Raw genomic sequence first — 24,123 nt, forward strand, 5'->3', positions numbered from 1 at the left:
GAACGCTCATGTCACTCAGATTATACGGTATCGGCGCTCTGGCCGCTTCCGTCTTTGCCGCATCCGCTGCGGTGACGGCGGCGCAGGCGCAGGACGGCATCTATGTGCCGCTCCTGACCTATCGCACCGGCGCCTTCGCCGGCTCCGGCATTCCGATCGCTGACGGCATGCATGATTATCTCACCATGCTCAACGAGCGCGACGGCGGTATCGGCGGCGTGCCGCTGATCATCGAGGAATGTGAAACCGGCTACGACACCACGCGCGGCGTGGAATGCTACGAATCCGTGCGCGGCAACAATCCGGTGGTGGTGAACCCCTATTCCACGGGCATCACCCTGCAACTGATCCCGCGCGCAGCGGTCGACGAGATTCCCGTGCTGTCGATGGCCTACGGCCTTTCGGCGGCGGCGGATGGCACCACGTTCCCCTGGGTGTTCAACCCGCCGGTGACCTATTGGGACGGCGCTTCCGCCTTCGTCAAGCACGCCGCCGATGTCGAGGGCGGCTTCGAGAATCTCGCGGGCAAGACCATCGGCCTCCTGCATCTCGATGCCCCCTATGGGCGCGAGCCGATCCCGGTGCTCGAGGCGCTTGCCGAAGAACATGGTTTCGAGGTCAAGCTCTACCCGGTTCCCGCACAGGACATGCAGAACCAGTCCTCGGTCTGGCTCAATATCCGCCGCGATCGTCCCGACTGGATCTACCTGCAGGGCTGGGGCGCCATGAACCCCACCGCCGTGCGTGAAGCCGTGCGCACCAATTTCCCGGTGGATCGCCTGGTCGGTGTCTGGTGGGCCGGTGGCGACGAGGATGCCCGCGCCGGCGGGGCCGAGGCCGCTGGTTACAAGTCGCTGAACTTCCATGGTGTGGGCTCCGACTACCCCTTCATGGACGACATCATCACCTATGTGCACGAACGCGGCCTCTCGGAGTTCCCGCGTGAGCGCATCGGCGACAACCTCTACAATCGCGGCATCTACAACTCGATGCTGGTCGCCGAGGCGATCCGCACGGCGCAGGAAATCACGGGCAAGGACGTGATCGATGGCACCGATATGCGGCTCGGCCTCGAAGCGATGAACATCACGCAAGAGCGGATTGCGGAGATGGGCATGGAAGACTTCATGGCCCCGCTTGGCATCAGTTGCGAAGACCATAGCGGCCATAATCAGGTCTATGTGGCCCAATGGGGCGGTGACGCATGGACACAGGGCACCGACTGGATGTCGCCGATGACGGAATTCGTGCGGCCCCTGATCGAAGACGCTGCTCAATCCTACGCGGCGGCGGATGCCGGATGGCCCGAGCGGACGGAAGAATGCCCCTGAGGCAGGCCGTTTGCCACTGACGAATTCCCGGCGGAGCGCCATCTGCAGTTCCGCCGGGCCCCGATCGCGATGACCCTGCAGGATGAATCCGAGATGAGCGCCACGACCGAAACCGCGCCTGAACAGATCACGACCGATCCCGAAAAGAAGGATCTGATCCTGTCGGTCAACAATATCGAAGTGATCTACGATCACGTCATCCTGGTTTTGAAGGGCGTCTCCCTGAACGTGCCGCGGCGCGGCATCGTCGCCATTCTCGGCGCCAACGGCGCCGGCAAGACCACGACCCTCAAGGCCGTCTCCAACCTGCTCCATGCCGAGCGTGGCGAGGTGACCAAGGGTTCGATCGAATTCGAGGGCGAGCGCATCGAGCGCCTCTCTCCCAACGACCTGGTGCGGCGCGGCTGTATCCAGGTGCTGGAAGGCCGCCACTGCTTCGGCCACCTCACCATCGAGGAAAACCTCCTCACCGGCGCCTTCACCCGCAAGGACGGTTCCGCCGCCATCAAGGCGGATATGGAGAAGGTCTACAATTATTTCCCGCGCCTGCGCGAGCGCCGCAGCGCCATGGCGGGCTATACTTCCGGCGGCGAGCAGCAGATGTGCGCCATCGGGCGCGCCCTGATGAGCAAGCCCAAGATGATCCTGCTCGACGAGCCCTCCATGGGGCTGGCGCCGCAGATCGTCGAGGAAATCTTCGAGATCGTGCAGGATCTCAACGCCAAGGAAGGCGTCTCCTTCCTGCTGGCGGAGCAGAATACCAACATGGCGCTGCGCTACGCGACTTACGGCTACATTCTGGAGACCGGGCGCGTGGTCATGGACGGCGAGGCGAAGATGCTGCGCGAGAACGAGGATGTGAAGGAATTCTACCTCGGCATCTCGGATAGCGGCGCACGCTCATTCCGTAACGTCAAGACCTACAAGCGCCGCAAGCGCTGGCTCGCCTGAAGTCAGGCCCGCAGCATCAGTGTCCGGCAAGAGTGCGCAAGGCCTCCTGCGGGATCTCGATCAGCGTCTCGATGGCCGCGCCATCCCCGACCAGCGTGAAGCGGAAAGGCGTCGCGCCCGTGATTTCACGCGGGGTCTCGGCAAAATCGACCGTGAAGACCTGGCGGCCCGACGAATCGGGCCGGGCTGCCTCATCGGGATCGAGGAACCAGTGATAATCCGGGCCTTCCGCCATCAGCAGGGCATCAGGCGGGGCCTCGACGGTCAGTGCGAGCTTGCCGTCATCGGTCAGGTCGTGGTCATGGAAGGCGAGCCCGGCATAAGGCTCGCCCGGTGTGACGCGGCGGGGCACCTGCCTCGACGCGTCGGCGAGGCGGGGCGCATGACTCCCGCTCTGTGCCACGGGAATGGTCAGTTCGAAATCGGCGAAGGCGGGAATGCAGACATCCTTGCACACGCCGTAGCTGAGGCTGACGCTGAGCGTCACCGGCTCGCCGGTATCGGTCGGGGTGATCATCACCGGCAGGAGCACCTCATCCTGGTAACCGAAGAACGTGCCGCTCGCATCCCTGAAGCGCCCCGGGGCGGGAAATTCGAGTGAAAGATCCGCGACGTTGCGCGAGCCGGACCAATCGATCTCCGGCGGCAGGCCCGAATCACCGGCATGGCGCCAATAGGTCTTGTAGCCCTCAGTGAGTTCGATCTCGATACCGGCGAGCAGCTGTGTCCCGTCGCCGGCGCCGGCGATGAGCCGTGCGCGGGAGGCATGGCCTTCTTCCCAGGCGGTTTCCTGTGCGACGGCCGATCCGGCCATACCCGCCGACAGCGCGAGCAGCATCACCAATGCCGCTGCCGAGGCATACGATGGCTGAAACCGGTTGCGCCGCCCGGCGCGCGCCATGCCGCCATCAAAGAATTCACCACATCGCGCAAACGTCATCCGCATTGCCCTTCCGTTTTGAAATCTACAGGTAACCATCTCCCGCCCGGCCTCCAAGCCCGCCGCGCTCAAGGATGCGTGACCGGGGATCATAAATCGATGGACATCGGCATCCGGTTTCGCGATTCTGGCTCCTGCAGAGAGGATTGTGTCACCATGGACAAGGACCGGGTCAGCGCATTCGACAATCTCGAAGGGCATCTGCTCATCGCCATGCCCGGCATGCCGGATGAGCGTTTCATGCGTGCCGTGATCTATGTCTGCGAGCATTCCGCGCGGGGCGCGATGGGTATCGTCATCAACAAACCGGCCTCCGATCTGCGGCTGCCCGATCTCCTGGTGCAACTTGAGATCATCGGGGATGATGATGCGATGCATCTGCCTGATGCGCTCGATCGCGTGCCCGTCCTGATGGGCGGGCCGGTCGAGACCAGCCGCGGATTCGTGCTGCATTCCCCCGATTACCGCGTGGCGCAATCGACCCAGGCCGTCGCCCCCGGGATCTGCCTGACGTCAACGGTCGATATCCTGCGCGCCATCGCCCGCGGGCATGGACCACGCGATGCGGTGCTCGCGCTGGGTTATGCCGGGTGGAGTGCAGGACAGCTCGAGAATGAAATCCAGAGCAATGGATGGTTGAGTTGCCCGGCGGATCCGGATGTTGTCTTCAACCATGCTGCCGATGATCAATATGCGCGCGCTCTGCGCCTTCTGGGTATCGATCCGGCATTGCTGTCATCATCGGTGGGCCATGCCTGACCGGGCGCTCCCGATCATTGTCGGGCGCATCGGTTTTTTCATTGCGCCGGTTTCCGCCTGCTGAAACTCGTCCCTGAAACGAAACCGCCGCATCTCGTCACGGACGCGGCGGTCAGGCCCGCCGCGCGCGACGGGGCCGGTCATGAAACAATCTCAGTGGACGGTGGCCTTGCCATTGGCCTGTTGCAGGCGCGAGATCTCGTCCTTGAGCTGGAGCTTCTTGCGTTTGAGTTCGGCGACTTCGCGGTCATCCGAAGAGGGGCGGATCTGGGCTTCGTGAAGCGCCTTCTCCAATGCCTGATGCTTCTTTTCCAACTCCACGAGATGGCTCTGCAGCGACATGTCGGGTCCTCCATTCGTTCGTGCCGACGTCATCATACTGTCACACGAAACGTGGCGATTCAAAGATAATCGCATCATTCGGATTTGATCGATTTGCCGAATTCTGCGGGCTGGACGCCTGCTGTGGAAAGGCTTACTGTACGCTTCGACAGCAAGTGAGGCGTCGCGGAGCGAATATGGTCGGCGAAGAAGAGACTTACCGCAATGCGGGAGATTGCGGGAATGACAATGTCGACAATCTGGTCGCCGACAACATCGTCGCCTTCGGCGGTCCCCGTGACGAGGAGCGGGTGCTGCGCCGCGAACTGGCGCGTCTGCGCCAAGAGCATCGCGACCTCGATTCGGCGATCGACGCGCTCGAGACAATGAGCACCAGCGACAAGCTGCAGCTGCAGCGCCTGAAGAAGCGCAAGCTCGTCCTGCGCGACCGGATCATCGATCTCGAAGACCGGCTCAACCCCGATATCATCGCCTGAACGCGCCGTTATCGAAGGCGCCAGACAGCGCGTCAGCGCACGGCGCGCACGGCCTCGTCATCCTCGATGACATAAAGCACGGGTTCCGCGACGGGTGGCCGGCGAATGCCGGGGCGCACGGGATCGGCGATGACGATGCGGATCGTCTGATCGCTCCGGGTGCCGGCAAGCTCTGATTGATTTGCCTGCGCCCCGGTCAGGACCGTGATCCGGCTGGTCTCGGCAGTGGCCGGTGTGGCGACGACGGCAAGCGGGACGACAGCAAGGGAGAGCAGCGCGGCAGCGCAAAGGGCGGCGCCTGTCAGGCTGCGGCTGATCGGTGCAAGCGACATGGCATTCATCCTTCGATCCCCGATTTTCTGCAATACGGTTAACGAAGTGTAAACGCCATTAGCCATCGCGTCAGCACGAATCTGACCCGAATCACGCTTGCGATGAAACTATTGCGAATTGTATCGTGGCGCTCCGGACGCCCCAGCACACGGGAACTCCCACACATTTACGATCCTGGCCGGACACCCCATCGGAATTCTTGCATCCGGTACCGAAAACGGGGTAATGGCTTGCGCGATGCCGGTTTAGCTCAGTTGGTAGAGCAACCGCCTTGTAAGCGGTAGGTCGTCAGTTCGAGTCTGACAACCGGCACCATTGCCTCTCCCTCGGCCAACAACCCTCGTCCGCCCTGCGATCATCGGGGATCTGCTCCGCAGTCGCGGTTTCGCGCTTGCTATCCAGCGCCTTCTCCATGCTCTTCTGCATCCCGGGCTTCGGGGTTTGCGCGCTCATGGCGCCATATCCGCTGCCGGCGTTGCGCGTTCGGATCATCCTCGCACGCCGAGCGCCTCACTCCTTCGCCTTGTCGATTTCATCTTCGCCGGCGCTTTCGGGCGGCTTGTCCTTGCCGGTCACCAGACGTTCGGCCTCGCCGAGCCATTTTGAATGCGCGTGGCCCATCCGGGTATCGGCATGATGGAACCCGCCCTGCCCCGGGGAATTATCCGTGCCAGGCTGCTTGCGCTTTTCGCTTTCTGCAGGCGCTTGTGTTGCGGCGTCTTCCCTTTTCCTGCCGTCGGATTCCTCGGCCATGCACGCCTCCTCTCATGAACTTGCAATGCGTTTGATCAACGCGCCGACCGCGACCGCGTTCCATGATGACACCGGGTCTTGTGTGGCGCATCAGCAACACCTAGATCAGGGATGCCGGTCGCTTGTCAGGAAGGGCCGGCGCGACAGACGAGCATCATGAGGCGTGCCCGTTCGGGGCGTCGGTGGGTGGCTTGAAAGGACGAGATGATGAATATCGAAAAATATACCGAACGCGCCCGCGGTTTCCTCCAGGCGGCGCAGACCATTGCCCTGCGCGAGGGGCACCAGCAATTCGCGCCGGAGCATGTGCTGAAAGCCCTGCTCGACGATTCCGAGGGCATGGCCGCAGGCCTGATCGCGCGTGCCGGCGGCGACGCGAAAACCGCGCTCCAGCTCACCGACCAGGCGCTCGCCAAGCTGCCGAAGGTCGAGGGCGGCAGTGGCCAGCTCTATCTCCAGCCCGGCACGGTGCGCGTCTTCGACGCAGCGGAAAAGGCCGCCGACAAGGCCGGCGATTCCTTTGTCACGGTGGAGCGGCTCTTGCTCGCACTCGTCATCGAGAAGGATACCGAGGCTGGCAAGGCGCTCGCCAAGGCCGGGCTCAGCGCGCAGAATCTCAACGCCGCGATCAACGCCCTGCGCCAGGGCCGCACTGCCGACAACGCCTCGGCGGAGAACGCCTACGAGGCCTTGAAGAAATACGCCCGTGATCTCACCGAGGCGGCGCGCGACGGCAAGCTCGATCCGGTGATCGGTCGCGACGAGGAGATCCGCCGCGCCATCCAGGTGCTCTCGCGCCGCACGAAAAACAATCCCGTCCTGATCGGCGAACCCGGTGTCGGCAAGACCGCCATTGTCGAGGGGCTGGCGCTGCGGATCGTCAATGGCGACGTGCCCGAAAGCCTGCGCGACAAGCGCCTGCTGGCGCTGGACATGGGCGCGCTGATCGCGGGGGCGAAATATCGCGGTGAATTCGAGGAGCGGCTCAAGGCCGTCCTGCAGGAGGTGACATCGGCGGAGGGCGAGATCGTGCTCTTCATTGATGAAATGCACACCCTGATCGGCGCCGGCAAGGGCGACGGGGCGATGGACGCCTCCAACCTGCTCAAGCCGGCGCTGGCGCGCGGTGAGCTGCATTGCGTCGGCGCCACCACGCTCGACGAATATCGCAAGCATGTGGAAAAGGATGCAGCGCTCGCCCGCCGCTTCCAGCCCGTCTTCATCTCCGAGCCCACCGTCGAGGATACGGTCTCGATCCTGCGCGGGCTGAAGGAGAAATACGAGCAGCATCACGGCGTGCGCATTGCCGATTCGGCGCTCGTCGCGGCGGCAACCCTGTCGAATCGCTACATCACCGACCGCTTCCTGCCCGACAAGGCCATCGATCTCGTCGACGAGGCCGGCGCGCGGCTGCGCATGCAGGTGGATTCGAAGCCTGAAGAGCTCGATTCCATCGATCGGGAAATCATCCGCCTCAAGATCGAGGGCGAAGCGCTGAAAAAGGAGGCGGATACCGCCTCCAGGGATCGCCTCGCCCGGCTCGAGAAGGAACTTGCCGATCTCGAGGAGCAATCCGCGCAGATCACCGCGCGCTGGAATGCCGAGAAGAGCAAGCTCGGCGCAGCGGCGGAGCTCAAGCGCCGCCTCGACGAGGCCCGCACCGAGCTCGCCCAGGTCCAGCGCGAGGGCCAGTATCAGCGCGCCGGCGAACTCGCCTACGGGATCATTCCCGATCTCGAGAAGCAACTCGCCGAGACCGAGGCTGCAGAGGACGCCGCTCCCGCAGATGGCGCCCTGATGGAAGAGGCGGTGACACCCGATCACATTGCCGGCGTGGTCTCGCGCTGGACCGGCGTGCCGGTGGATCGCATGCTCGAAGGTGAGCGCGAAAAGCTGCTCGCCATGGAGACGGAGCTCGCCAAACGGGTCGTCGGCCAGCGCGAGGCGGTGCGTGCCGTCTCGACCGCCGTACGCCGCGCGCGCGCCGGATTGCAGGATCCCAACCGCCCGATCGGCTCGTTCATGTTCCTCGGCCCCACCGGCGTCGGCAAGACCGAACTGACCAAGGCGCTGGCGTCGTTCCTGTTCGACGACGAGAGCGCGCTGGTGCGCATCGACATGTCGGAATACATGGAAAAGCACTCCGTCGCCCGCCTGATCGGCGCGCCTCCCGGCTATGTCGGTTACGATGAGGGCGGGGCGCTGACGGAAGCGGTGCGCCGGCGGCCCTACCAGGTGGTGCTCTTCGACGAGATCGAGAAGGCCCATCCGGACGTGTTCAACGTGCTGCTCCAGGTACTTGATGACGGACGCCTCACCGACGGCCAGGGCCGCACGGTGGATTTCCGCAACACGCTGATCGTGATGACCTCGAATCTCGGCTCGGAATTCCTCGTGGCCCAGAGTGAGGGCGAGGATTCCGATGCCGTGCGCGACGAGGTGATGGGTGTGGTGCGCGGCCATTTCCGCCCCGAATTCCTCAACCGCGTCGATGAGATCATCCTGTTCCATCGCCTGCAGCGTGAGCAGATGGGCGCCATCGTCGCGATTCAGCTCAAGCGCCTGCAAAAGCTCCTCGACGAGCGCAAGATCAGGCTCGAACTGACCGAGGAGGCGCGCGACTGGCTCGGCCAGAAGGGCTATGACGCGGCCTATGGGGCGCGTCCGCTCAAGCGCGTCATCCAGAAATCGGTGCAGGATCCGCTGGCCGAGGCGATCCTCGCCGGCGCCATCAAGGATGGCGAGACGGTGCCCGTCAGCGTCGGTCCGCTGGGGCTGATGATCGGCGGAATCGCGGCGGCGCCGGGTGCGCTGCCGCCCGGCCCGGACAATCCGGTCGACAAGCCGGGCGACGGCTCCGCGCTGCACTGAGAGCCGTGTTGCGCTGCATCAACACACTGCGTCGGGAAACCGGCGCAGTGGTCGCAAAGCTGCGTGAAAGCTTGACAGGACGATGCAATCCTGCGCATTCATGCGGATATTGCGCCGCAAAAAATTTTGTTAAGGAATTCTGGAACCGATCTTGCTTCGGCAGTGTTGTCGGAATGCGAAACGGGAGGTCAGAATCATGAACGTGTTCAGGATAGCCAACAGGGATCTCATGCCGATGCTCGGCGTTTCCATTGTTTTCGGCGCGATCGGCGCGGCGGCCATGATCAGCCTCGCGACACTCTCCGCCCCGAGCTTCTCTCTGGCGGCATTGCTGCCCTGATAACGAGGTGCACAAACAGGCGGCATTTGCCGCCTTTTTATTGTCTATCGGACGGTGCAGCTGCTGGTTCGGCATGCGGGCGTGATTGAAATCCAAGTGGCCGGGCCGGTATATCCGGCGCGCGAATTCGGATAGTGGTGCTGCGCAAATCCGTCTCGCACCATAGTCGCGGTCGTGTGATTGCCGGATTGCGAGAAGCAATACCCGGGTACCGGGCCTCCACATGATGCACGAGGCCCACATTGCAGCAGCCCAAGCTGCATACGTCGAAATTTCATCAATGAGGGAAACTGGAGCGGGCGATGGGATTCGAACCCACGACCCCAACCTTGGCAAGGTTGTGCTCTACCCCTGAGCTACACCCGCACGCTCCGTGACGGCCCTGAAACCGTCTGCGGTGGTCGCCACCGCGTCGATGGCGTTGATATGAACCAGACGCGCGGGCTTTGCAAGAGGATTTTTTGAGGATTTTTTGAGGAATTTCTTGCGGATTTTCTGCCGATTTCCCGGCACAGGCGCCTGCAGAAACGCCGTACGCCTTGAGGCCGGGCCCTTGCATGGTTACAAGCGAAGCCATGATGACACCGCAACAGCTTCTCGACGCCCTTGATCAGCGCGGCTACGCGATCACCACCACCGAGCACGAAGCCGTGTTCACGGTGGCCGAATCGCAGCATGTCAAGGCCCGTATTCCGGGCGGGCATACGAAAAACCTCTTCCTGAAGGACAAGAAGAGCCGCATCTTCCTGGTGACGGCGGAATCGGAAAGTCCCGTCGATCTCAAGCGGCTGCATCCGGTGATCGGGGGCTCCGGCCGTCTGTCCTTCGGCTCGGCGGAACTCCTCGGGGAATTGCTCGGCGTCGCGCCGGGCTCGGTAACGCCGCTCGCGCTGGTGAATGCACCGCCGGAGAAAATCTCCTTCGTGCTCGACCGGCGTCTGGCCGACCAGGAGATCATCAACGCCCATCCGCTGATCAATACCATGACCACCTCGATGCGTGTGGCGGATCTGATCAGCTTCCTCGCGGAGCATGGCCACGAGACACGGATTCGCGATCTGCCGGTGCCGCCGGAAGAGGAATCCACTGATGCCGGGGCTGGTCAAAACGATGCGGCGATCCCATCTTGAGGGCAACCGGTTGCACGGCAACCTCGAACAACCCTGCGCCGATACCCGGCGCGATCACGCCAACGGACCGCGCAGCGGTTGAAGAGCCAGAGAGTGAGACGAGCATGTTCGGCAATTCGATGACGGGACAGGCGACCCCGGCCCCCGGCGCGGCGCAACAGGCGGGCGCCGATCTGATCAAGGAGACGACCACCGCGACGTTCCGCGAGGACGTGATCGCCGAATCGATGAACCAGCCGGTTCTCGTCGATTTCTGGGCGCCCTGGTGCGGCCCCTGCAAGCAGCTCACCCCGGTGATCGAGAAGGCGGTGAGCAAGGCGGCCGGCAAGGTCAGGCTCGTCAAGATGAATATCGACGATCACCCCGCCATTGCCGGCCAGCTCGGCATCCAGTCGATCCCCGCCGTGATCGCCTTCGACAAGGGCCAGCCCGTTGACGGCTTCATGGGGGCTGTGCCCGAGAGCCAGATCGATGCCTTCATCGCCAAGCTCGGCGGTGGCGCGCAGGGGCCCTCGCCCGTGGAGCAGGCTCTGGAGGAGGCGCAGAAGCTTGCGGCCTCGGGCGATGTGCAGGGTGCCGCGCAGCTCTTCGCCGCCGTGCTGCAGCAGGAAAACGACAATGCCCCGGCCATCGCCGGCATGGCGCGGCTGCATCTCGAGATGCAGGATGTGGAGGGCGCCCGGCGCTTCCTCGACATGACACCGGAAGACAAGCGCGACGACCCCGCCATCACCGCAGTGCGCAAGGCGCTGGAGCTTGCCGAGCAGGCCGGAAAGCTGGGCGATACCGCCGAACTCGAGGCGAAGCTCGCCGCCGATCCTGATGATCATCAGGCGCGTTTCGATCTCGCCACCGCCCTGGCCGGAGCCAACAGACGCATGGAGGCGGCGGAGCATCTTGTCGAGATCGTCAAGCGTGATCGTGAATGGAACGAGGACGGCGCGCGCAAGCAGCTCCTGGAATTCTTCGAGGCCTGGGGGCCCAAGGATCCCGCGAGCATTGCCGGACGCCGCAAGCTTTCGGCTGTGCTCTTCAAATAAGCGGAGGGCACCATGCCCACGAATATCGCCTATCGCGGTCCGCAGGATTGCCCCGACGTGATCCCGATCTTTCCCCTGCCCGGCGCGCTGCTTCTGCCGCGCGGCCAGATGCCGTTGAACATTTTCGAGCCGCGTTACATGGCGATGATCGACGATGCGCTGCGCGGCGAGCGGCTGATCGGCATGGTACAGCCGGAATCAGACGGTATTCCGGGCTCCGGCGAAGGCGGAAACGCCACGCCCGGGCGGCTCTATCGGGTCGGCTGTGCCGGACGCATCACCCAGCTCGCCGAGACCGGTGACGGGCGCTACCTGCTCACGCTCACCGGCATCGCGCGGTTTCGCGTGGTCGAGGAGCTCACGGTGATGACGCCCTACCGTCAGGTGCGCGCCGATTTCTCCACCTTCGAGACCGATTTCATCGCCCGTGCCGGCGAGAAGGAGGTCGATCGCGAACGCCTGATCGCGGCCCTTCGCCAATTCGTCAAGGTGATGGAGATCGAGGTCGACTGGCGCGGTGTCGAACAGGCGCCGAACGAGGCGCTGGTCAATGCGCTTTGCATGATGACCCCGTTCGGGGCGGCGGAAAAACAGGCGCTGCTCGAAGCGCCGGATCTGAAGAACCGCGCCGAGGCGCTGATCGCGCTCACCGAGATAGAGGTGTTGCGCGGTGGTGACGACGAAGATTCCTCGCCGACCATGCAATAGCCCGACCGGGCCTTCAGGGATATCGATCCATGTCCGAACACCAACCCGTCCCGGAACATCAGGACGCATCACCCGAGACTGCAGCGGCAGCCCCTTTCGGGATCGATCCCAAACTGCTGGAGATCCTCGTATGCCCGCTGACCAAGGCGACGCTGGAATATGATGCGGACAAGCAGGAATTGATCTCCAGACAAGCGCGGCTCGCCTATCCGATCCGCGACGGGATTCCGATCATGCTCCCCGAGGAAGCGCGTCAATTGCCTGATTGAGGCATGCTTGTCGCGCGTTCGGCGATGGCATCGGCGAGGGCGATGACGCGCTCGGCCATCCGCGCATGCAGCCGCTCGACCATGCGCCCCTCAAGCGCGATCACGCCCTTGCCGGCATTCTCCGGCTGCGCGAAAGCATCGCGGATCGCACGCGCCTGTGCGACCTCTTGCGGATCAGGCGCGAAGACCGTGTTGGCGGGCGCAATCTGGGCCGGGTGAATCAGGCTCTTGCCGTCGAAGCCGAGATCGCGCCCCTGCCGGCATTCAGCCTCGAAAGCCTCGGTATCGTGGATGGCGTTGCAGACACCGTCGAGAATATCGAGCCCATAGGCGCGCGCGGCGATCAGCGTGGTCTGCAGCCAGGACAGCATGCCCTCGCGTCCCGGCGTGAGCCGTGCGCGGGTCTCCTTGGCCAGATCGTTGAGCCCCATCACCAGACAATCGAGCCGCGTCGCGGGATCCTCCGCACAGGCTGTTATCTCGGCGATGCGCAGGATCGCCCCGGGCGTCTCGATCATCGCCCAGATGCGCATATGCGGGCTCGCATCGGCTTCGCGCAGCCGGATCGCGATATCGAAAAGGGTGCAGGCGGTTTCGACCTTGGGGATCAGGATCGCATCGGGCCCTGCCGCGCAAGCGGCCTTGAAATCCGTGTCGAACCACGCGGTTCCGGGGGCGTTCACGCGGATCACGGTCTCGCGTCCGGGCCAGGCGCGCGCCGCCACCATGGCGCAGACTGTCTCGCGTGCAGCTTCCTTCGCTGTCGGCGCGACCGAATCCTCCAGATCGAGGATCAGCACATCGGCATCGAGGCCGCGCGCCTTGTCGAGAGCGCGGGAATTGGCGCCGGGCATGTAGAGCGCGCTGCGACGAGGGCGAATGCTCATGATGCGATCAGTCTCCTGCCTGTTATTGCGGCGCAATGCCCGTGATGCCGTCAGGCCCGATCAGCCCGTTCGCCGCAGACGCTCACGATAGAGCAGGTAGAGCCCGGAGGCGATGACGATGCTCGCGCCGACAAGCGTCCAGGGATCGGGCCAGTCGCCGAAGACGAAATAGCCCAGGAGCAGCATCCAGAGAAGCTGGCTGTAGATGAAGGGTGCCAGAATCGGCGCCGGTGCGCGGGCATGGGCCAGAATCAGCAGCCAGTGTCCGAACCCGCCATAGAAACCGACGGCGCAGAGCAGGAACCAGATCAGCGGCTCGTCCGGCATCTGCCAGACGAAGGGCAGGATCGGCGTCATCAGCGCGACCCCGGCAAGCCCGGAATAGACCATCGTGGTGCGCGAGGAATCGGTGGCGGCCAAGAGGCGCGTCGAGATGCCGTAGAGCGCGTAGCAGATCGCCCCGGCCACCGAGAGGAAGGCGGCGGGATGCATGCCGCCGAAGCCCGGACGCGTCACCACGAGCACGCCGAGAAAGCCCACGCCGATGGCGATCATCCGGCGTGGGCCGGCCCATTCACCCAGGATCGGGCCCGCGAGCAGCGCCACGAGGAAGGGCGTGGCGAAGAGGATCGAGATGGTTTCGGCCAGTTGCAGATATTGCAGGGCGATGAAGTTGAGGATGGTCGAGGCCATCAGCAGGATCGAGCGTGCGACCTGGAGAACCGGGCGGCTGGTGCGCAGCACGCCGGGGCTGGTCCAGTGGTTGACGAAGAACGAGACCAGCACCACGCTGACCGTATAGCGCGCCCAGACCGTCTGGAGCGGATCGACCCCCTGGCTCGCGAGCCATTTCGCGGTCGCATCGAGGCAGGAGAAACAGGCCAGAGCGCCGCTCATCAGGGCGATGGCGATCAGCCTGCTGCGGCGCTCCTCGGGGGAGGCGGGCGCATCGAGATTGCCGGAAGATGCGGGGTGGCGGGCTGGTTCGTCCATGAGGCGAGCATAAACCTGTGCGCAATGTGCTGGCCTTGCGATTGCGCACAGGGCGATCGGAAAGTTTCGAAAGGCCTGCTGCAGCGTCAGGCGGAAATCGGATCCCGATCCGGCGCCCCGGAGGCGAGGGCGATCGCTTCCGGGCTGTCGGCATCGACGGCGTCGTCGCCATCCTCGTCATCATCGCCATCGGCCAGTGCGGAATCATCGGCGGCGGCAAGGCGCGCGAGATTACGCCCGACCTTGCGCAGGAGCTTGCGCAGGCGCTTGCGATCCTTGCCGTCGAGCCCGGCGAGCAATTCGTCCTCGACCTCGTCCCAGAGCCCCGTGATCGCCTCGGCGCGGTCTTGCCCCGCCTCGGTCAGCGCAACGCGCACGACACGACCATCGCGATCACGGTCCTGGCGCGCGACGAGGCCCATCGCCGAGAGGCGCGAGACCGTCTTCGAAGCGGTGGGCGGACGCACCTGCAGGATGGCGGCGAGTTCGCCCATGCTCATGCCGGCGGGAGTGTTCACGCCATCGGTTCCGGTCTCGTCCTTGACAATATTCTTTGCAGTATCCTTGCCGGCGCCTCTGCCAGCCAGCGCCTGAAGCACCTGCTCCTGGCCCGGATACAGCCCGAGTGCGACGAGTTTCTCGCCCATGCGGGCACGATGCAGACGCGCCGCCCGCATCAGCACCCAGCCCACGCTCTTTTCGCCCGGATGTTTCATTCCAAACCCGCCGATATCTCCGGTCCGCCCTTCGTATCAGGGCGCCCGGTTCAAAGCATGTCACGGCAATCCTTTGCCGCATACAGTTTGTCACGGCCACGATGACGCCCGCATGACAATGCAGGCCATCATCCGCCATGGCAGGAGTCGATTCTTCTCATCCGGCATGGCAGGGGCCGGATCGTGCCGGATTTCTGGCACGGTTCGTGTATGCTCCTGTTGCCAAAAAAGCGACCAGAGCAAGCCGCCAGAGCAAACCGCCGGAGAAACCCCATGCCTTATTCCATCCCGCGCGCCGATTACGCCGCCATGTTCGGCCCCACCACCGGCGACACGGTGCGGCTGGCCGATACCGATCTCGTCATCAGGATCGAGCGCGATTTCACCAGCTATGGCGAGGAGGTGAAATTCGGCGGCGGCAAGGTGATTCGCGACGGGATGGGCCAGAGCCAGCGCACCCGCGCCCAGGGCGCCGTCGATACGGTGATCACCAATGCCACCATCATCGACCATTGGGGGATCGTCAAAGCGGATATCGGCATCAGGGACGGGCGCATCGCCGGCATCGGCAAGGCTGGCAATCCGGATATCCAGCCGGGCGTCGACATCATCATCGGCCCGGGCACCGAGGCGATCGCGGGCGAGGGCAAGATCATCACCGCAGGCGGCTTCGACGCGCATATCCATTTCATCTGTCCGCAGCAGGTGGAAGATGCGCTGATGTCGGGGCTGACCACCATGCTCGGCGGCGGCACCGGCCCCGCCGACGGCACCAACGCCACCACCTGCACGCCGGGCTCCTGGCATATCGCGAAGATGCTTGAAGCGGCCGATGGGCTGCCCATGAACCTCGCCTTCGCCGGCAAGGGCAATGCCGCCCTGCCCGGCGCCCTTGTCGAGATGATCGAGGCGGGCGTCTGCGCCATGAAACTGCACGAAGACTGGGGCACCACGCCGGCTGCGATCGACAATTGTCTTTCGGTCGCCGATGAATACGATGTGCAGGTGATGATTCACACCGACACGCTGAATGAAAGCGGCTTCGTCGAGGATACCGTGGCCGCCTTCAAGGGGCGCACCATCCACGCCTTCCATACCGAGGGCGCCGGCGGCGGTCATGCGCCGGACATCATGAAGGTGGCGGGGCTCGAGAATGTCATCCCCTCCTCGACCAATCCGACGCGCCCCTTCACGGTCAACACGATCGACGAGCATCTCGACATGCTGATGGTCTGCCACCATCTCGACCCGTCGATTCCGGAGGACCTCGCCTTCGCCGAGAGCCGCATCCGCAAGGAGACGATCGCGGCGGAGGATATCCTGCACGATCTCGGCGCGCTCTCGATCATGGCTTCAGACAGCCAGGCCATGGGCCGGGTCGGCGAGGTGATCACCCGCACCTGGCAGACCGCCCACAAGATGAAGACGCAGCGCGGCGCGCTTGCCGAGGATGCCGGCACCGGGGCGGATAATTTCCGGGTCAGGCGCTATATCGCCAAATACACCATCAACCCCGCCATCGCGCACGGCATGGACGCGCATATCGGCGCGGTCGAGGTCGGCAAGCTCGCCGATCTCGTGATCTGGGACCCGGCCTTTTTCGGCGTGAAGCCCAAGCTCGTGATCAAGGCCGGCACCATCATCGCGGCGGCGATGGGCGATCCCAACGCCTCGATCCCCACGCCGCAGCCCGTGCATTACCGCCCGATGTTCGGCGCCTTCGGCAAGGCGCTGCAACGCACGAGCTTCACCTTCCTCTCGCAGGCAGGCATCGACAAGGGCGTGCCGCAGGCGCTCGGACTGGCAAAAACCTGCCTGCCCGTGCGCAACGTGCGCTCCGGCATCTCCAAGAAAAGCATGATTCACAACGATGCCACGCCGCAGATCGCGATCGATCCGGAAACCTATGCGGTGACGGCGGACGGGGAACTGCTCGTCTGCGAGCCGGCGAAGGCGCTGCCGCTGGCGCAACGATATTTCATGTTCTAGCGTATCATTCCGTCAGGTCGGACGCTCCAATCAGGATCAGTCCGCGCCGGCCTTGCCCACGCTTGCCAGAAAACGCGCGGTGATCGTGATATCCGCCTGGGTCAGGCCATGGCTTGCGGGCAGGATCTCGAGGCTGACGGCGGCGCCGGCTTCGCCCAGCGCTGACGCCAGTTCCTGCGAACGCGCAGCCGGGATCAGCGGATCGGCGGCGCCAGCCACAATCAGCACGGGTTTGTCGGCAAGCGCTATTCCCGGTGCTTGCGGAAACGGGCGCATGACCCGCCACAGGGCCGCACCCGCGAGTCGATCCGGGGCGAGCCAGAGCAGGGATGCCGCGATGTTGGCGCCGTTGGAAAAACCCAAAGCGACGGGCCGGGTCAGCGCATAGGCCTCGCAGGCCTGATCGATGAAGGCTGCGAGCGCCTGCGTCTGCGCGCGCAGATCCGCTTCGTCGAACACGCCTTCAGCAAGGCGCCGGAAGAAGCGCGGCATGCCGTTTTCGCTGACGTTTCCGCGCGGCGACAGGATCGCGGCACCCGGCGCGATCTGAGCGGCCAGCGGCAACAGATCGCGCTCATCGCCACCGGTGCCGTGCAGAAGCAGCAGCGGCGGCGCCTGTTCCCCGCCCTCCGAGGCCGGCACGAATATGTGCCGGAAGCCGAAAGCATCGCTCACCTGTGAACTGGAGGGTATCGCATTCATCACGCGTCCTCCCGCTCCAGCGAGGGCAGCCTCGCCGCGATCGTCTCGCGACGCGCTTCGAGGCCCGGTGGCAGCTTCAGGCTCTCTCCGAGATGACCCGGATCCTCGTCCACGGCGAAACCCGGACCGTCGGTGGCGATCTCGAACAGCACGCCGCCGGGTTCGCGGAAATAGATCGAGCGGAAATAGTTCCGGTCGCGCTGCTCGGTGGCTGCGATCCCGAAACGCTCACGCAGGGTCTGCGCCATCGCCGCCTGCGCCGCATCGTCGGCGGCGCGGAAAGCGACGTGGTGCACCGATCCGGCGCCGAGACGCGGACGGGTGCCGTAAGCGGATTGCGCGATCTCGACGGCGGTCAGCGGCGAATCGCTGCCGGCGAGGCCGAGATAGCCGGGACGCGCTTCGCTGTGGCGAAAACCGAGCACGTCGCGCAGGATGGCGGCCGTGGCTTCCGGATCGGGCACGGCGAGGGTGACGCTCTCGAAACCGCGCAGCGCCTGCGCCTCATCGATCCCGGGGACGGTCCAGGCCGGCTCGTCCTCGGCGCCCGCGACGCCGATAATGGCGAAAGCCATACCGTCGGGATCGCGAAAGGTCAGGGCGCGGCGTCCCTGGCGTTCGTCTTCGGCGCAGGCGACGCCATGCGACTCAAGCCGTTCGCGCCAGAACCCGATTGCCCCTGCCGGCGCGCGAAACGCCGTCTCGACGGTCTCGCCGTCACCAGGGTGACCGGGCGCGATATGGGGCCAGGGAAAGAAGGTCAGCGCCGAACCGGGGCGCCCCGCCGCATCGCCGTAATACAGATGCCAGGTGGAAGGATCATCGAAATTGACGGTGCGCTTGACCAGACGCTGGCCGAGGATCTCGGCGTGAAAATGCCGGTTGCGCCAGGGCGCGCCCGCCATCGCCGTGACATGATGAATACCCGCGACGCTCATGGCCGTCTCCCGAAGCGTGGCGCCCATGCGCCTCAACTGATGCTCTACAGATCGTCAGCCGATTGCGCATCGGTAAGCAGAGCAAGCGAAATCTTGCAAAAATGCAAGATGCGACCCGCGTAATTCACCCCGAGCTTGTCAAAGCCGCAAGGACGGGCGACAAAGGCGTGTTCGGGAGCACCTCCCGCAGGCGGCGCGCGCGGCGTGGCGGGATCCGGTCAATTTCGAGCCCTGTGAAGACATGCAAGGTATCGAGATCGGTATCGATCACCGCGTGATCCGATACCCGGCCGCCCAGCCCGAGATATGAGCGCAGGAGCGGCGGAAGCGCCGCAAACGCCTCACGGGGATCGCCTTCGTGATGGCGCGCCCTTTCTGCAAAAGAGACGATGCGCGGCGCCTTGATGCCCGGCATCCAGTGCGCCGGAGCCTGATAACGGGCGGCGAGCAGGTCGAGTGCCGCAGCATGCGCTGCATGGGAGGCGCCCGTGAAGGAGCTGCAGCCGAACAGGAGGCCGGCATCGTACTCATCCACGACATTCGCGACCGCACCCCAGGCCAGCCGCAGGATCGCGGGATCGCGCCAGCCCGGACGTGTGCAGAATCGCCCCATCTCGATAACCGGTGCACCATAGTTGCGCAGCGCGGAGAGATCGTAGAACTGCGCCGTGTAACTGCGCCCGATCTCCTCCCCGCAGTGCAGCGGCAGCAAACGGAAACACGCAACGAGCGTTCCGCTGACCTCGTCCTCGATCAGGAGATGCCGGCACATGTCATCGAAGGCATCCCGATCGAGCCCGTCGGGGCGTGGGCGCGCACCGGGTCGGTTCGCGATGAAGGCAACGTGGCGCAGTTCCTGGGCACGCACGAGATCGGCGTGGTCCTCGGCGAACCGGATCCGGTAATGGCTGCGGTGGATCGCATGCATGCCGCGCCCTCCGGGCTGGTGACGGATTTGTCGCCGTGCCAAGATGCGCCGGGCCAATGTGCGCGGGCCAAGATGCGCCGGGAAAAACCGATCCGCGCGCATGACCATGCAAGTCAGCGACGGTCCGAGGTGTCCGACTACCGTCAATCCGAACACCAGACTTTCAATCTACAGCAATTCCAGTCGAATCGCGACAGGAATCAGCTTTCTTGCCTTGCAGTGCGCAAAACGCACGCCCTTGCGCAAAATCAGCATTCTCGCGTCGAAGATCGCCCTTCACGCCCCGCGAAATTGCGGATCGCGCTTCTCGGCGAAGGCCTTGCGGCCCTCTGTATGATCGGCGGTGGCGAAGAGCATCGGCTGGCCGTCCAGCTCACAGGCGAGCACGCGGTCGAGATCATCCGTGCCGCGCGCGAAGGCGGCCTTCGTCATGGCGATGGAGAGCGGCGCGAGGCGGGCCATGTCGCGGGCGCGGGCGAGCGCGATGTCGCGCACGGTGCCGGCGGGGGCGAGCACATCGACGAGCCCGAGCGCTTTCGCCTCCTCGCCGCCGATGACGGGGGCTTCGAGCATCATGCGTTTGGCCGTGCCGAGCCCGACGCGCGGCGGCAACGACCAGATCAGTCCGGCATCGGGCATAAGCCCCACCTTGGCGAAGGAGGCGCAGAATTTCGCACCCGGATCGGCCACCACCACGTCGCTTGCCGTGGCGAGCGCGAGTCCGGCGCCGAAAGCCGCGCCCTCGACGGCGGCGATGACGGGTTTCGGCCCCGCCGCGATGCGGCGCACGATATCATGGATGATGCCGATGCGCCGGCGCGCGCCCATCGGATCGTCTGGACGCATGGCGGAGAGGTCTCCGCCCGAACAGAAAGCCCCGCCCTCGCCGGTGAGCACAATGGCGCGGCAGGCGGGATCTGCGATCAGTTCGTCGAGCGCTTCGAGCAAGGCAAGCCGCAGATCCATGGACAGCGCGTTGCGCTTGGCCGGCTCGTTGAGGGCGAGGATGGCGACGGCGCCGTCACGGTTGACGAGCAACGGTGCACTCTTGGAAGAATCGGCGGGTTTCTGGCTCATGGCTGAGGGTCCGGACTGTGACGGCAGATGCCAGGACGATAACCCGGACGCGCCGCCGCGCCAGCGTCATTGGCCCACATCCGTTGCGGGATTATGCCTGTGATGCGCCCTGCAGCCCGCCTCAGCTGATCTCCACATCGACCACGCCGGGCACGGCGCGCAGCGCGCCTGCGATCTGCGGCGTGGCGAGATACTTGCCCGGCAGCCTGACCTCGACCTCCTGCGCACCCTCGTCGAGGATCAGCACCAGCGAGACCTCGCCCTCGCCGCGCGCCGCAAGCCGCTGCTGTACGGACGGGATCGGACGCGCGTCGCGCAGATAGATGCGCATGCCCTTCTGGTGCTTGGCAATGGCCTCGTCGAGGGGCTCCGCCGTGCCGATCCGCGCGCGCACCTCCTCGCCCTCGATGCCCGCCTGCATCATCAGGATCACGGCGGCGCCGGGTTCGAGAATGTCGCGATAGCGTTGCAGGCCTTCGGAGAAGATGATCGCCTCGAAATGGCCGCTCTGGTCCGAGAGCTGGTAGATCCCCATTTTCGAGCCACTCCTGGTGCGCCGCTCCTGCTTGTCCAGCACGGTGGCGGCCACCCGCCCGACGCTGGAGCCGCTCTTGACGGCGCGCACGAAATCGCTCCAGCGCTGCACCCTGAGCTTGTCGAGCAGGCCTTCATATTCGTCGAGCGGGTGGCCCGAGAGGAAGAAGCCGACCGCGTCGTATTCGCGCTGCAGCCGCTCTGATGCGGTCCAGGGCGTGTATTCGGGGATGCGCAAGGCGACATCGGCGGAGGCGACGCCGCCGAACATGTCGATCATGCCGCCGGCTTCCGCCTCGCTCGCCTGCTGGGCCAGCGCGAAGATCGGATCGACCGCCGCCATGGCGCGGGCGCGGTCGGGCTCCAGCGCATCGAAGGCGCCGGCGGCCACGAGATTTTCCAGGGTGCGCTTGTTGAGGGCGCGCGGCTTGATGCGCCGGGCAAAATCCGCGAGATCCTTGAAGGGCTCGTCCCCGCGCGCCGCGACGATGCTCTCTACCGCCTGGCGCCCGACGCCCTTCACCGCAGCCAGCGCATAGATGATGGTGCCCTCGCGGACGGCGAATTCCACCCCCGATTCGTTGATCGAGGGCGGCGCCACGGTGATGCCGAGCCTCTGCGCCTCGCGGCGGAATTCGGAGAGCTTGTCGGTATTGTCGATATCGAGCGTCATGGAGGCGGCCATGAACGCGACCGGGTAATTCGCCTTCAGCCAGGCGGTCTGATACGAGACCAGCGCATAGGCGGCTGCGTGGGATTTGTTGAAGCCGTAATCGGCGAACTTGGCCAGAAGGTCGAAGATCTCGTCGGCTTTCTCCTTCGCGATCCCGCGCTCGGTGGCGCCGGAGACGAAGCGCCCGCGCTGGGCATCCATCTCCGCCTTGATCTTCTTGCCCATGGCGCGGCGCAACAGGTCGGCATCGCCGAGCGAATAGCCGGCGAGCTCCTGAGCGACCTGCATCACCTGCTCCTGATAGACGATGATGCCGAAGGTCTCGCGCAGGATCGGGGCGAGTTCGGGCAGCGGATACCACTTCGCCTCGGGCTCGCCGCGCCCGTGCTTGCGCTCGCAATAGACCGGGATATTCGCCATCGGGCCCGGACGGTAGAGTGCCACCAGCGCGATCAGGTCCTCCACCCGGTCGGCGGCCATCTCGACGAGCGCCTTGCGCATGCCCGCCGATTCCACCTGGAAGATGCCGATCGTCTCGCCCCGGCGCAGCATGTCGTAGGTGGTCTTGTCATCGAGCGGGATGGAGGAGATGTCGATGCGCTCCCCGCCATCCTGCGCGATCAGGCCGATGGCGCGGTTGATCACGGTGAGCGTCTTCAGGCCGAGGAAATCGAATTTGACGAGGCCGGCCTGCTCCACCCATTTCATGTTGTACTGCGTCACCCGCATCCCGGTCTTCGGGTCGCGATAGAGCGGCACGAGCTCCTGCAGCGGGCGATCGCCGATGACCACGCCCGCCGCATGGGTCGAGGCATGCCGGTGCAAGCCCTCGAGCTTCTGGGCGATGGCGAGCAGGCGCTGCACCACCGGCTCCTCCTCCGCCGCAGCCTGGAGGCGGGGTTCGTCGGCGATGGCCTGGGGCAGGGTGACAGGCTTGGCCGGGTTCTGCGGGACGAGCTTGGTCAGCTTGTCGACCTGCCCGTAGGGCATTTCGAGCACGCGCCCGACATCGCGCAGCACGCCACGTGCCAAAAGCGTTCCGAAGGTGATGATCTGCGCGACATTGGTCTCGCCATAGCGCTCCTGCACGTAACGGATCACGTCCTCGCGGCCCTCGACACAGAAATCGATGTCGAAATCCGGCATCGAGACGCGCTCGGGATTGAGGAAGCGCTCGAACAGCAGGCCGAAGCGCAGGGGGTCGAGATCCGTGATGGTGAGCGAATAGGCCACCAGCGAGCCCGCACCCGAACCGCGCCCGGGGCCGACCGGGATATCGTGATCCTTGGCCCATTTGATGAAGTCGGCCACGATCAGGAAGTAGCCGGGAAACTGCATGTTCTGGATGATGCCGATCTCGTAATCGAGCCGGGCACGATAATCCTCCTCGGTGAAACCCTCGGCCAGGCCATGGGCCCTGATGCGGCGGGCGAGGCCCTCCTCGGCCTGGCGGCGCAGTTCCGCATTCTCGTCCGCGCCCGGTTCACCGGGCCGCGCGAAATTCGGCAGGATCGGCTTGCGCGTGCGCACCCGCCAGGCGCAGCGCATGGCGATCTCGACGCTGTTCGTCAGCGCATCGGGCAGATCGGAAAACAGCGCCTGCATTTCGGCGCGGGTCTTGAAACCGTGTTCCGGCGTCAGCTTGCGGCGCTGATCCTGCGAGACGACCTGGCCTTCCGCCACGGCCATGAGCGCATCATGCGCCTCGTAATCGTCGGGGCCGGGGAAGAACGGCTCGTTCGTGGCGACGAGCCCCACCCCGTGCCGGTCGGCCATGGCGATCAGGGCGCCCTCGACCGCGCGCTCCTCCTCCATGCCGTGACGCTGGATCTCGACATAGAGCCGGTCACCGAAAATGGCGTGCAAGGTCGCAAAGCGCTGCTCGGCCAGCTCCGAGCGCCCGTGAAACAGCGCCCGGTCGAGCGGTCCGCGCAGGCCTCCGGTCAGCGCGATCACGCCTTCGCCATGCGCGCGCAGGGCCTCAATCGCGATACAGGGCTCGGCGCCGAGATCGACATCGAAATAACCCCGGCTGACGAGGCGCATGAGATTGACATAGCCCTCCTCGCAGGTGGCGAGCAGAACGAGATCGGCGGTGCCGGGCGCGCTGATGCGCTGCGTCGGATCGGCGGGCTCGAAGGCGGTGGTGATCTGCACGCCGGGAATCGGCTGGATGCCGGCGCCCGAGAGCTTTTCGGAGAATTCCAGCGCGCCGAAGAGGTTGTTGGTATCGGTCAGGGCGAGCGCGGGCTGACGGTCGGCCTCGGCGAGTTTCGCGAGTTTCGCGATGGGCAGCGCACCCTCCAGCAGAGAATAGGAGGAATGCACATGCAGGTGAACGAATCCCACTTCGCGCAGCACGCTCATTTCCGCTCTCCCCGATCCGCGACGCCCAGCCGTTTGTGACAAAGCGGGAAGGCGAAGTCGAGGGGGCGCGGGAGGC

23 protein-coding genes and 2 tRNA genes are annotated in these 24,123 nt (G+C 64.9%); 12 read left to right on the top strand and 13 right to left on the bottom strand.

Features of this window, described 5'->3' with window-relative positions:
• Nucleotides 1-8: 8 nt before the first annotated feature.
• On the top strand, nucleotides 9-1,331 hold the full coding sequence (locus GA0071312_RS04755) for an ABC transporter substrate-binding protein (RefSeq protein WP_074443796.1): 1,323 nt from the start codon (nucleotides 9-11) through the stop codon (nucleotides 1,329-1,331).
• 93 nt (nucleotides 1,332-1,424) lie between these two features.
• Nucleotides 1,425-2,282 carry an ABC transporter ATP-binding protein gene (locus GA0071312_RS04760; RefSeq protein WP_074444227.1) on the top strand — a complete coding sequence of 286 codons (858 nt, stop codon included), beginning with the start codon at nucleotides 1,425-1,427 and terminating at the stop codon, nucleotides 2,280-2,282.
• Between the two features lie 16 nt (nucleotides 2,283-2,298).
• On the opposite strand, the gene GA0071312_RS04765 is transcribed toward GA0071312_RS04760, so the two are convergent.
• On the bottom strand, nucleotides 2,299-3,222 hold the full coding sequence (locus GA0071312_RS04765; protein WP_165603953.1) for a protein-disulfide reductase DsbD domain-containing protein: 924 nt from the start codon (nucleotides 3,220-3,222) through the stop codon (nucleotides 2,299-2,301).
• A gap of 156 nt (nucleotides 3,223-3,378) precedes the next feature.
• Between GA0071312_RS04765 and GA0071312_RS04770 the strand changes: the two genes are divergently transcribed.
• Nucleotides 3,379-3,981, top strand: coding sequence for a YqgE/AlgH family protein (locus GA0071312_RS04770; protein WP_074443798.1), 603 nt, complete (start codon nucleotides 3,379-3,381; stop codon nucleotides 3,979-3,981).
• A 153-nt stretch (nucleotides 3,982-4,134) separates the two neighbouring features.
• On the opposite strand, the gene GA0071312_RS04775 is transcribed toward GA0071312_RS04770, so the two are convergent.
• Nucleotides 4,135-4,323, bottom strand: a complete 189-nt coding sequence (locus GA0071312_RS04775; RefSeq protein WP_074443799.1) for a YdcH family protein — start codon at nucleotides 4,321-4,323, stop codon at nucleotides 4,135-4,137.
• 254 nt (nucleotides 4,324-4,577) lie between these two features.
• Here GA0071312_RS04775 and GA0071312_RS04780 point away from each other — a divergent pair, with 254 nt between their 5' ends.
• Nucleotides 4,578-4,799 carry a YdcH family protein gene (locus tag GA0071312_RS04780; RefSeq protein ID WP_074444228.1) on the top strand — a complete coding sequence of 74 codons (222 nt, stop codon included), beginning with the start codon at nucleotides 4,578-4,580 and terminating at the stop codon, nucleotides 4,797-4,799.
• A 32-nt stretch (nucleotides 4,800-4,831) separates the two neighbouring features.
• Here GA0071312_RS04780 and GA0071312_RS04785 read toward each other — a convergent pair whose 3' ends face one another.
• Nucleotides 4,832-5,131, bottom strand: coding sequence for a hypothetical protein (locus GA0071312_RS04785; protein WP_131817708.1), 300 nt, complete (start codon nucleotides 5,129-5,131; stop codon nucleotides 4,832-4,834).
• A 240-nt stretch (nucleotides 5,132-5,371) separates the two neighbouring features.
• Here GA0071312_RS04785 and GA0071312_RS04790 point away from each other — a divergent pair.
• Nucleotides 5,372-5,447 (top strand) — tRNA-Thr (locus GA0071312_RS04790).
• 195 nt (nucleotides 5,448-5,642) lie between these two features.
• On the opposite strand, the gene GA0071312_RS04795 is transcribed toward GA0071312_RS04790, so the two are convergent.
• Entirely contained in the window at nucleotides 5,643-5,885 is a 243-nt protein-coding gene (locus tag GA0071312_RS04795; protein WP_074443801.1) for a hypothetical protein, read from the bottom strand.
• A gap of 207 nt (nucleotides 5,886-6,092) precedes the next feature.
• Between GA0071312_RS04795 and clpB the strand changes: the two genes are divergently transcribed.
• Nucleotides 6,093-8,756 carry an ATP-dependent chaperone ClpB gene (gene clpB / locus GA0071312_RS04800; protein WP_083204387.1) on the top strand — a complete coding sequence of 888 codons (2,664 nt, stop codon included), beginning with the start codon at nucleotides 6,093-6,095 and terminating at the stop codon, nucleotides 8,754-8,756.
• 196 nt (nucleotides 8,757-8,952) lie between these two features.
• Entirely contained in the window at nucleotides 8,953-9,096 is a 144-nt protein-coding gene (locus GA0071312_RS19875) for a hypothetical protein (protein WP_165603954.1), read from the top strand.
• Nucleotides 9,097-9,387: 291 nt separating this feature from the next.
• Here the strand turns inward: GA0071312_RS19875 and GA0071312_RS04805 are convergent.
• Nucleotides 9,388-9,462, bottom strand: a tRNA-Gly gene (locus GA0071312_RS04805).
• Between the two features lie 209 nt (nucleotides 9,463-9,671).
• On the opposite strand from GA0071312_RS04805, the gene GA0071312_RS04810 reads away from it, so the two are divergent.
• The 4 genes from GA0071312_RS04810 (at nucleotide 9,672) to GA0071312_RS04825 (ending at nucleotide 12,243) form a co-directional block, all read left to right on the top strand.
• The gene (locus tag GA0071312_RS04810) at nucleotides 9,672-10,226 is read left to right on the top strand and encodes a prolyl-tRNA synthetase associated domain-containing protein (protein ID WP_420819949.1); all 555 of its coding nucleotides are present in this window, start codon (nucleotides 9,672-9,674) and stop codon (nucleotides 10,224-10,226) included.
• Nucleotides 10,227-10,330: 104 nt separating this feature from the next.
• Nucleotides 10,331-11,266, top strand: coding sequence for a thioredoxin (gene trxA, locus GA0071312_RS04815; protein ID WP_108721800.1), 936 nt, complete (start codon nucleotides 10,331-10,333; stop codon nucleotides 11,264-11,266).
• Nucleotides 11,267-11,278: 12 nt separating this feature from the next.
• Complete coding sequence (locus GA0071312_RS04820) at nucleotides 11,279-11,974, top strand: LON peptidase substrate-binding domain-containing protein (protein ID WP_074443803.1); 696 nt, start codon at nucleotides 11,279-11,281, stop codon at nucleotides 11,972-11,974.
• A 29-nt stretch (nucleotides 11,975-12,003) separates the two neighbouring features.
• Complete coding sequence (locus tag GA0071312_RS04825) at nucleotides 12,004-12,243, top strand: Trm112 family protein (RefSeq protein WP_074443804.1); 240 nt, start codon at nucleotides 12,004-12,006, stop codon at nucleotides 12,241-12,243.
• On the opposite strand, the gene GA0071312_RS04830 is transcribed toward GA0071312_RS04825, so the two are convergent.
• From GA0071312_RS04830 to GA0071312_RS04840, 3 genes are all read right to left on the bottom strand, one after another.
• Nucleotides 12,228-13,130: an HpcH/HpaI aldolase/citrate lyase family protein gene (locus tag GA0071312_RS04830; protein WP_074443805.1), complete on the bottom strand. Its 903-nt coding sequence runs from the start codon at nucleotides 13,128-13,130 to the stop codon at nucleotides 12,228-12,230. The two genes, GA0071312_RS04825 and GA0071312_RS04830, sit on opposite strands and share 16 nt — an antisense overlap.
• 60 nt (nucleotides 13,131-13,190) lie before the next feature.
• Nucleotides 13,191-14,123, bottom strand: coding sequence for a DMT family transporter (locus GA0071312_RS04835; protein ID WP_074443806.1), 933 nt, complete (start codon nucleotides 14,121-14,123; stop codon nucleotides 13,191-13,193).
• Between the two features lie 86 nt (nucleotides 14,124-14,209).
• Entirely contained in the window at nucleotides 14,210-14,839 is a 630-nt protein-coding gene (locus GA0071312_RS04840; protein WP_074443807.1) for a MarR family winged helix-turn-helix transcriptional regulator, read from the bottom strand.
• 273 nt (nucleotides 14,840-15,112) lie between these two features.
• On the opposite strand from GA0071312_RS04840, the gene ureC reads away from it, so the two are divergent.
• Nucleotides 15,113-16,828, top strand: a complete 1,716-nt coding sequence (gene ureC, locus GA0071312_RS04845) for an urease subunit alpha (protein ID WP_074443808.1) — start codon at nucleotides 15,113-15,115, stop codon at nucleotides 16,826-16,828.
• 36 nt (nucleotides 16,829-16,864) lie between these two features.
• Here the strand turns inward: ureC and GA0071312_RS04850 are convergent, their stop codons facing one another.
• From GA0071312_RS04850 to dnaE, 5 genes are all read right to left on the bottom strand, one after another.
• Nucleotides 16,865-17,530 carry an alpha/beta hydrolase gene (locus tag GA0071312_RS04850; RefSeq protein ID WP_074444230.1) on the bottom strand — a complete coding sequence of 222 codons (666 nt, stop codon included), beginning with the start codon at nucleotides 17,528-17,530 and terminating at the stop codon, nucleotides 16,865-16,867.
• Nucleotides 17,530-18,468 (bottom strand): VOC family protein, encoded by a 939-nt coding sequence (locus GA0071312_RS04855; RefSeq protein ID WP_074444231.1) that lies wholly within the window; start codon nucleotides 18,466-18,468, stop codon nucleotides 17,530-17,532. Before GA0071312_RS04855 ends, GA0071312_RS04850 begins: the two co-directional genes overlap by 1 nt.
• Before the next feature lie 124 nt (nucleotides 18,469-18,592).
• Complete coding sequence (locus GA0071312_RS04860; RefSeq protein WP_074443809.1) at nucleotides 18,593-19,396, bottom strand: GNAT family N-acetyltransferase; 804 nt, start codon at nucleotides 19,394-19,396, stop codon at nucleotides 18,593-18,595.
• 276 nt (nucleotides 19,397-19,672) lie between these two features.
• Complete coding sequence (locus tag GA0071312_RS04865; protein ID WP_074443810.1) at nucleotides 19,673-20,473, bottom strand: enoyl-CoA hydratase/isomerase family protein; 801 nt, start codon at nucleotides 20,471-20,473, stop codon at nucleotides 19,673-19,675.
• Nucleotides 20,474-20,594: 121 nt separating this feature from the next.
• A complete protein-coding gene (dnaE, locus tag GA0071312_RS04870; RefSeq protein ID WP_074443811.1) occupies nucleotides 20,595-24,047 on the bottom strand; it encodes a DNA polymerase III subunit alpha in 3,453 nt (1,150 codons plus the stop codon).
• Nucleotides 24,048-24,123: the final 76 nt, after the last annotated feature.

This window comes from Saliniramus fredricksonii (assembly GCF_900094735.1).
GTDB classification, from domain to species: domain Bacteria; phylum Pseudomonadota; class Alphaproteobacteria; order Rhizobiales; family Beijerinckiaceae; genus Saliniramus; species Saliniramus fredricksonii.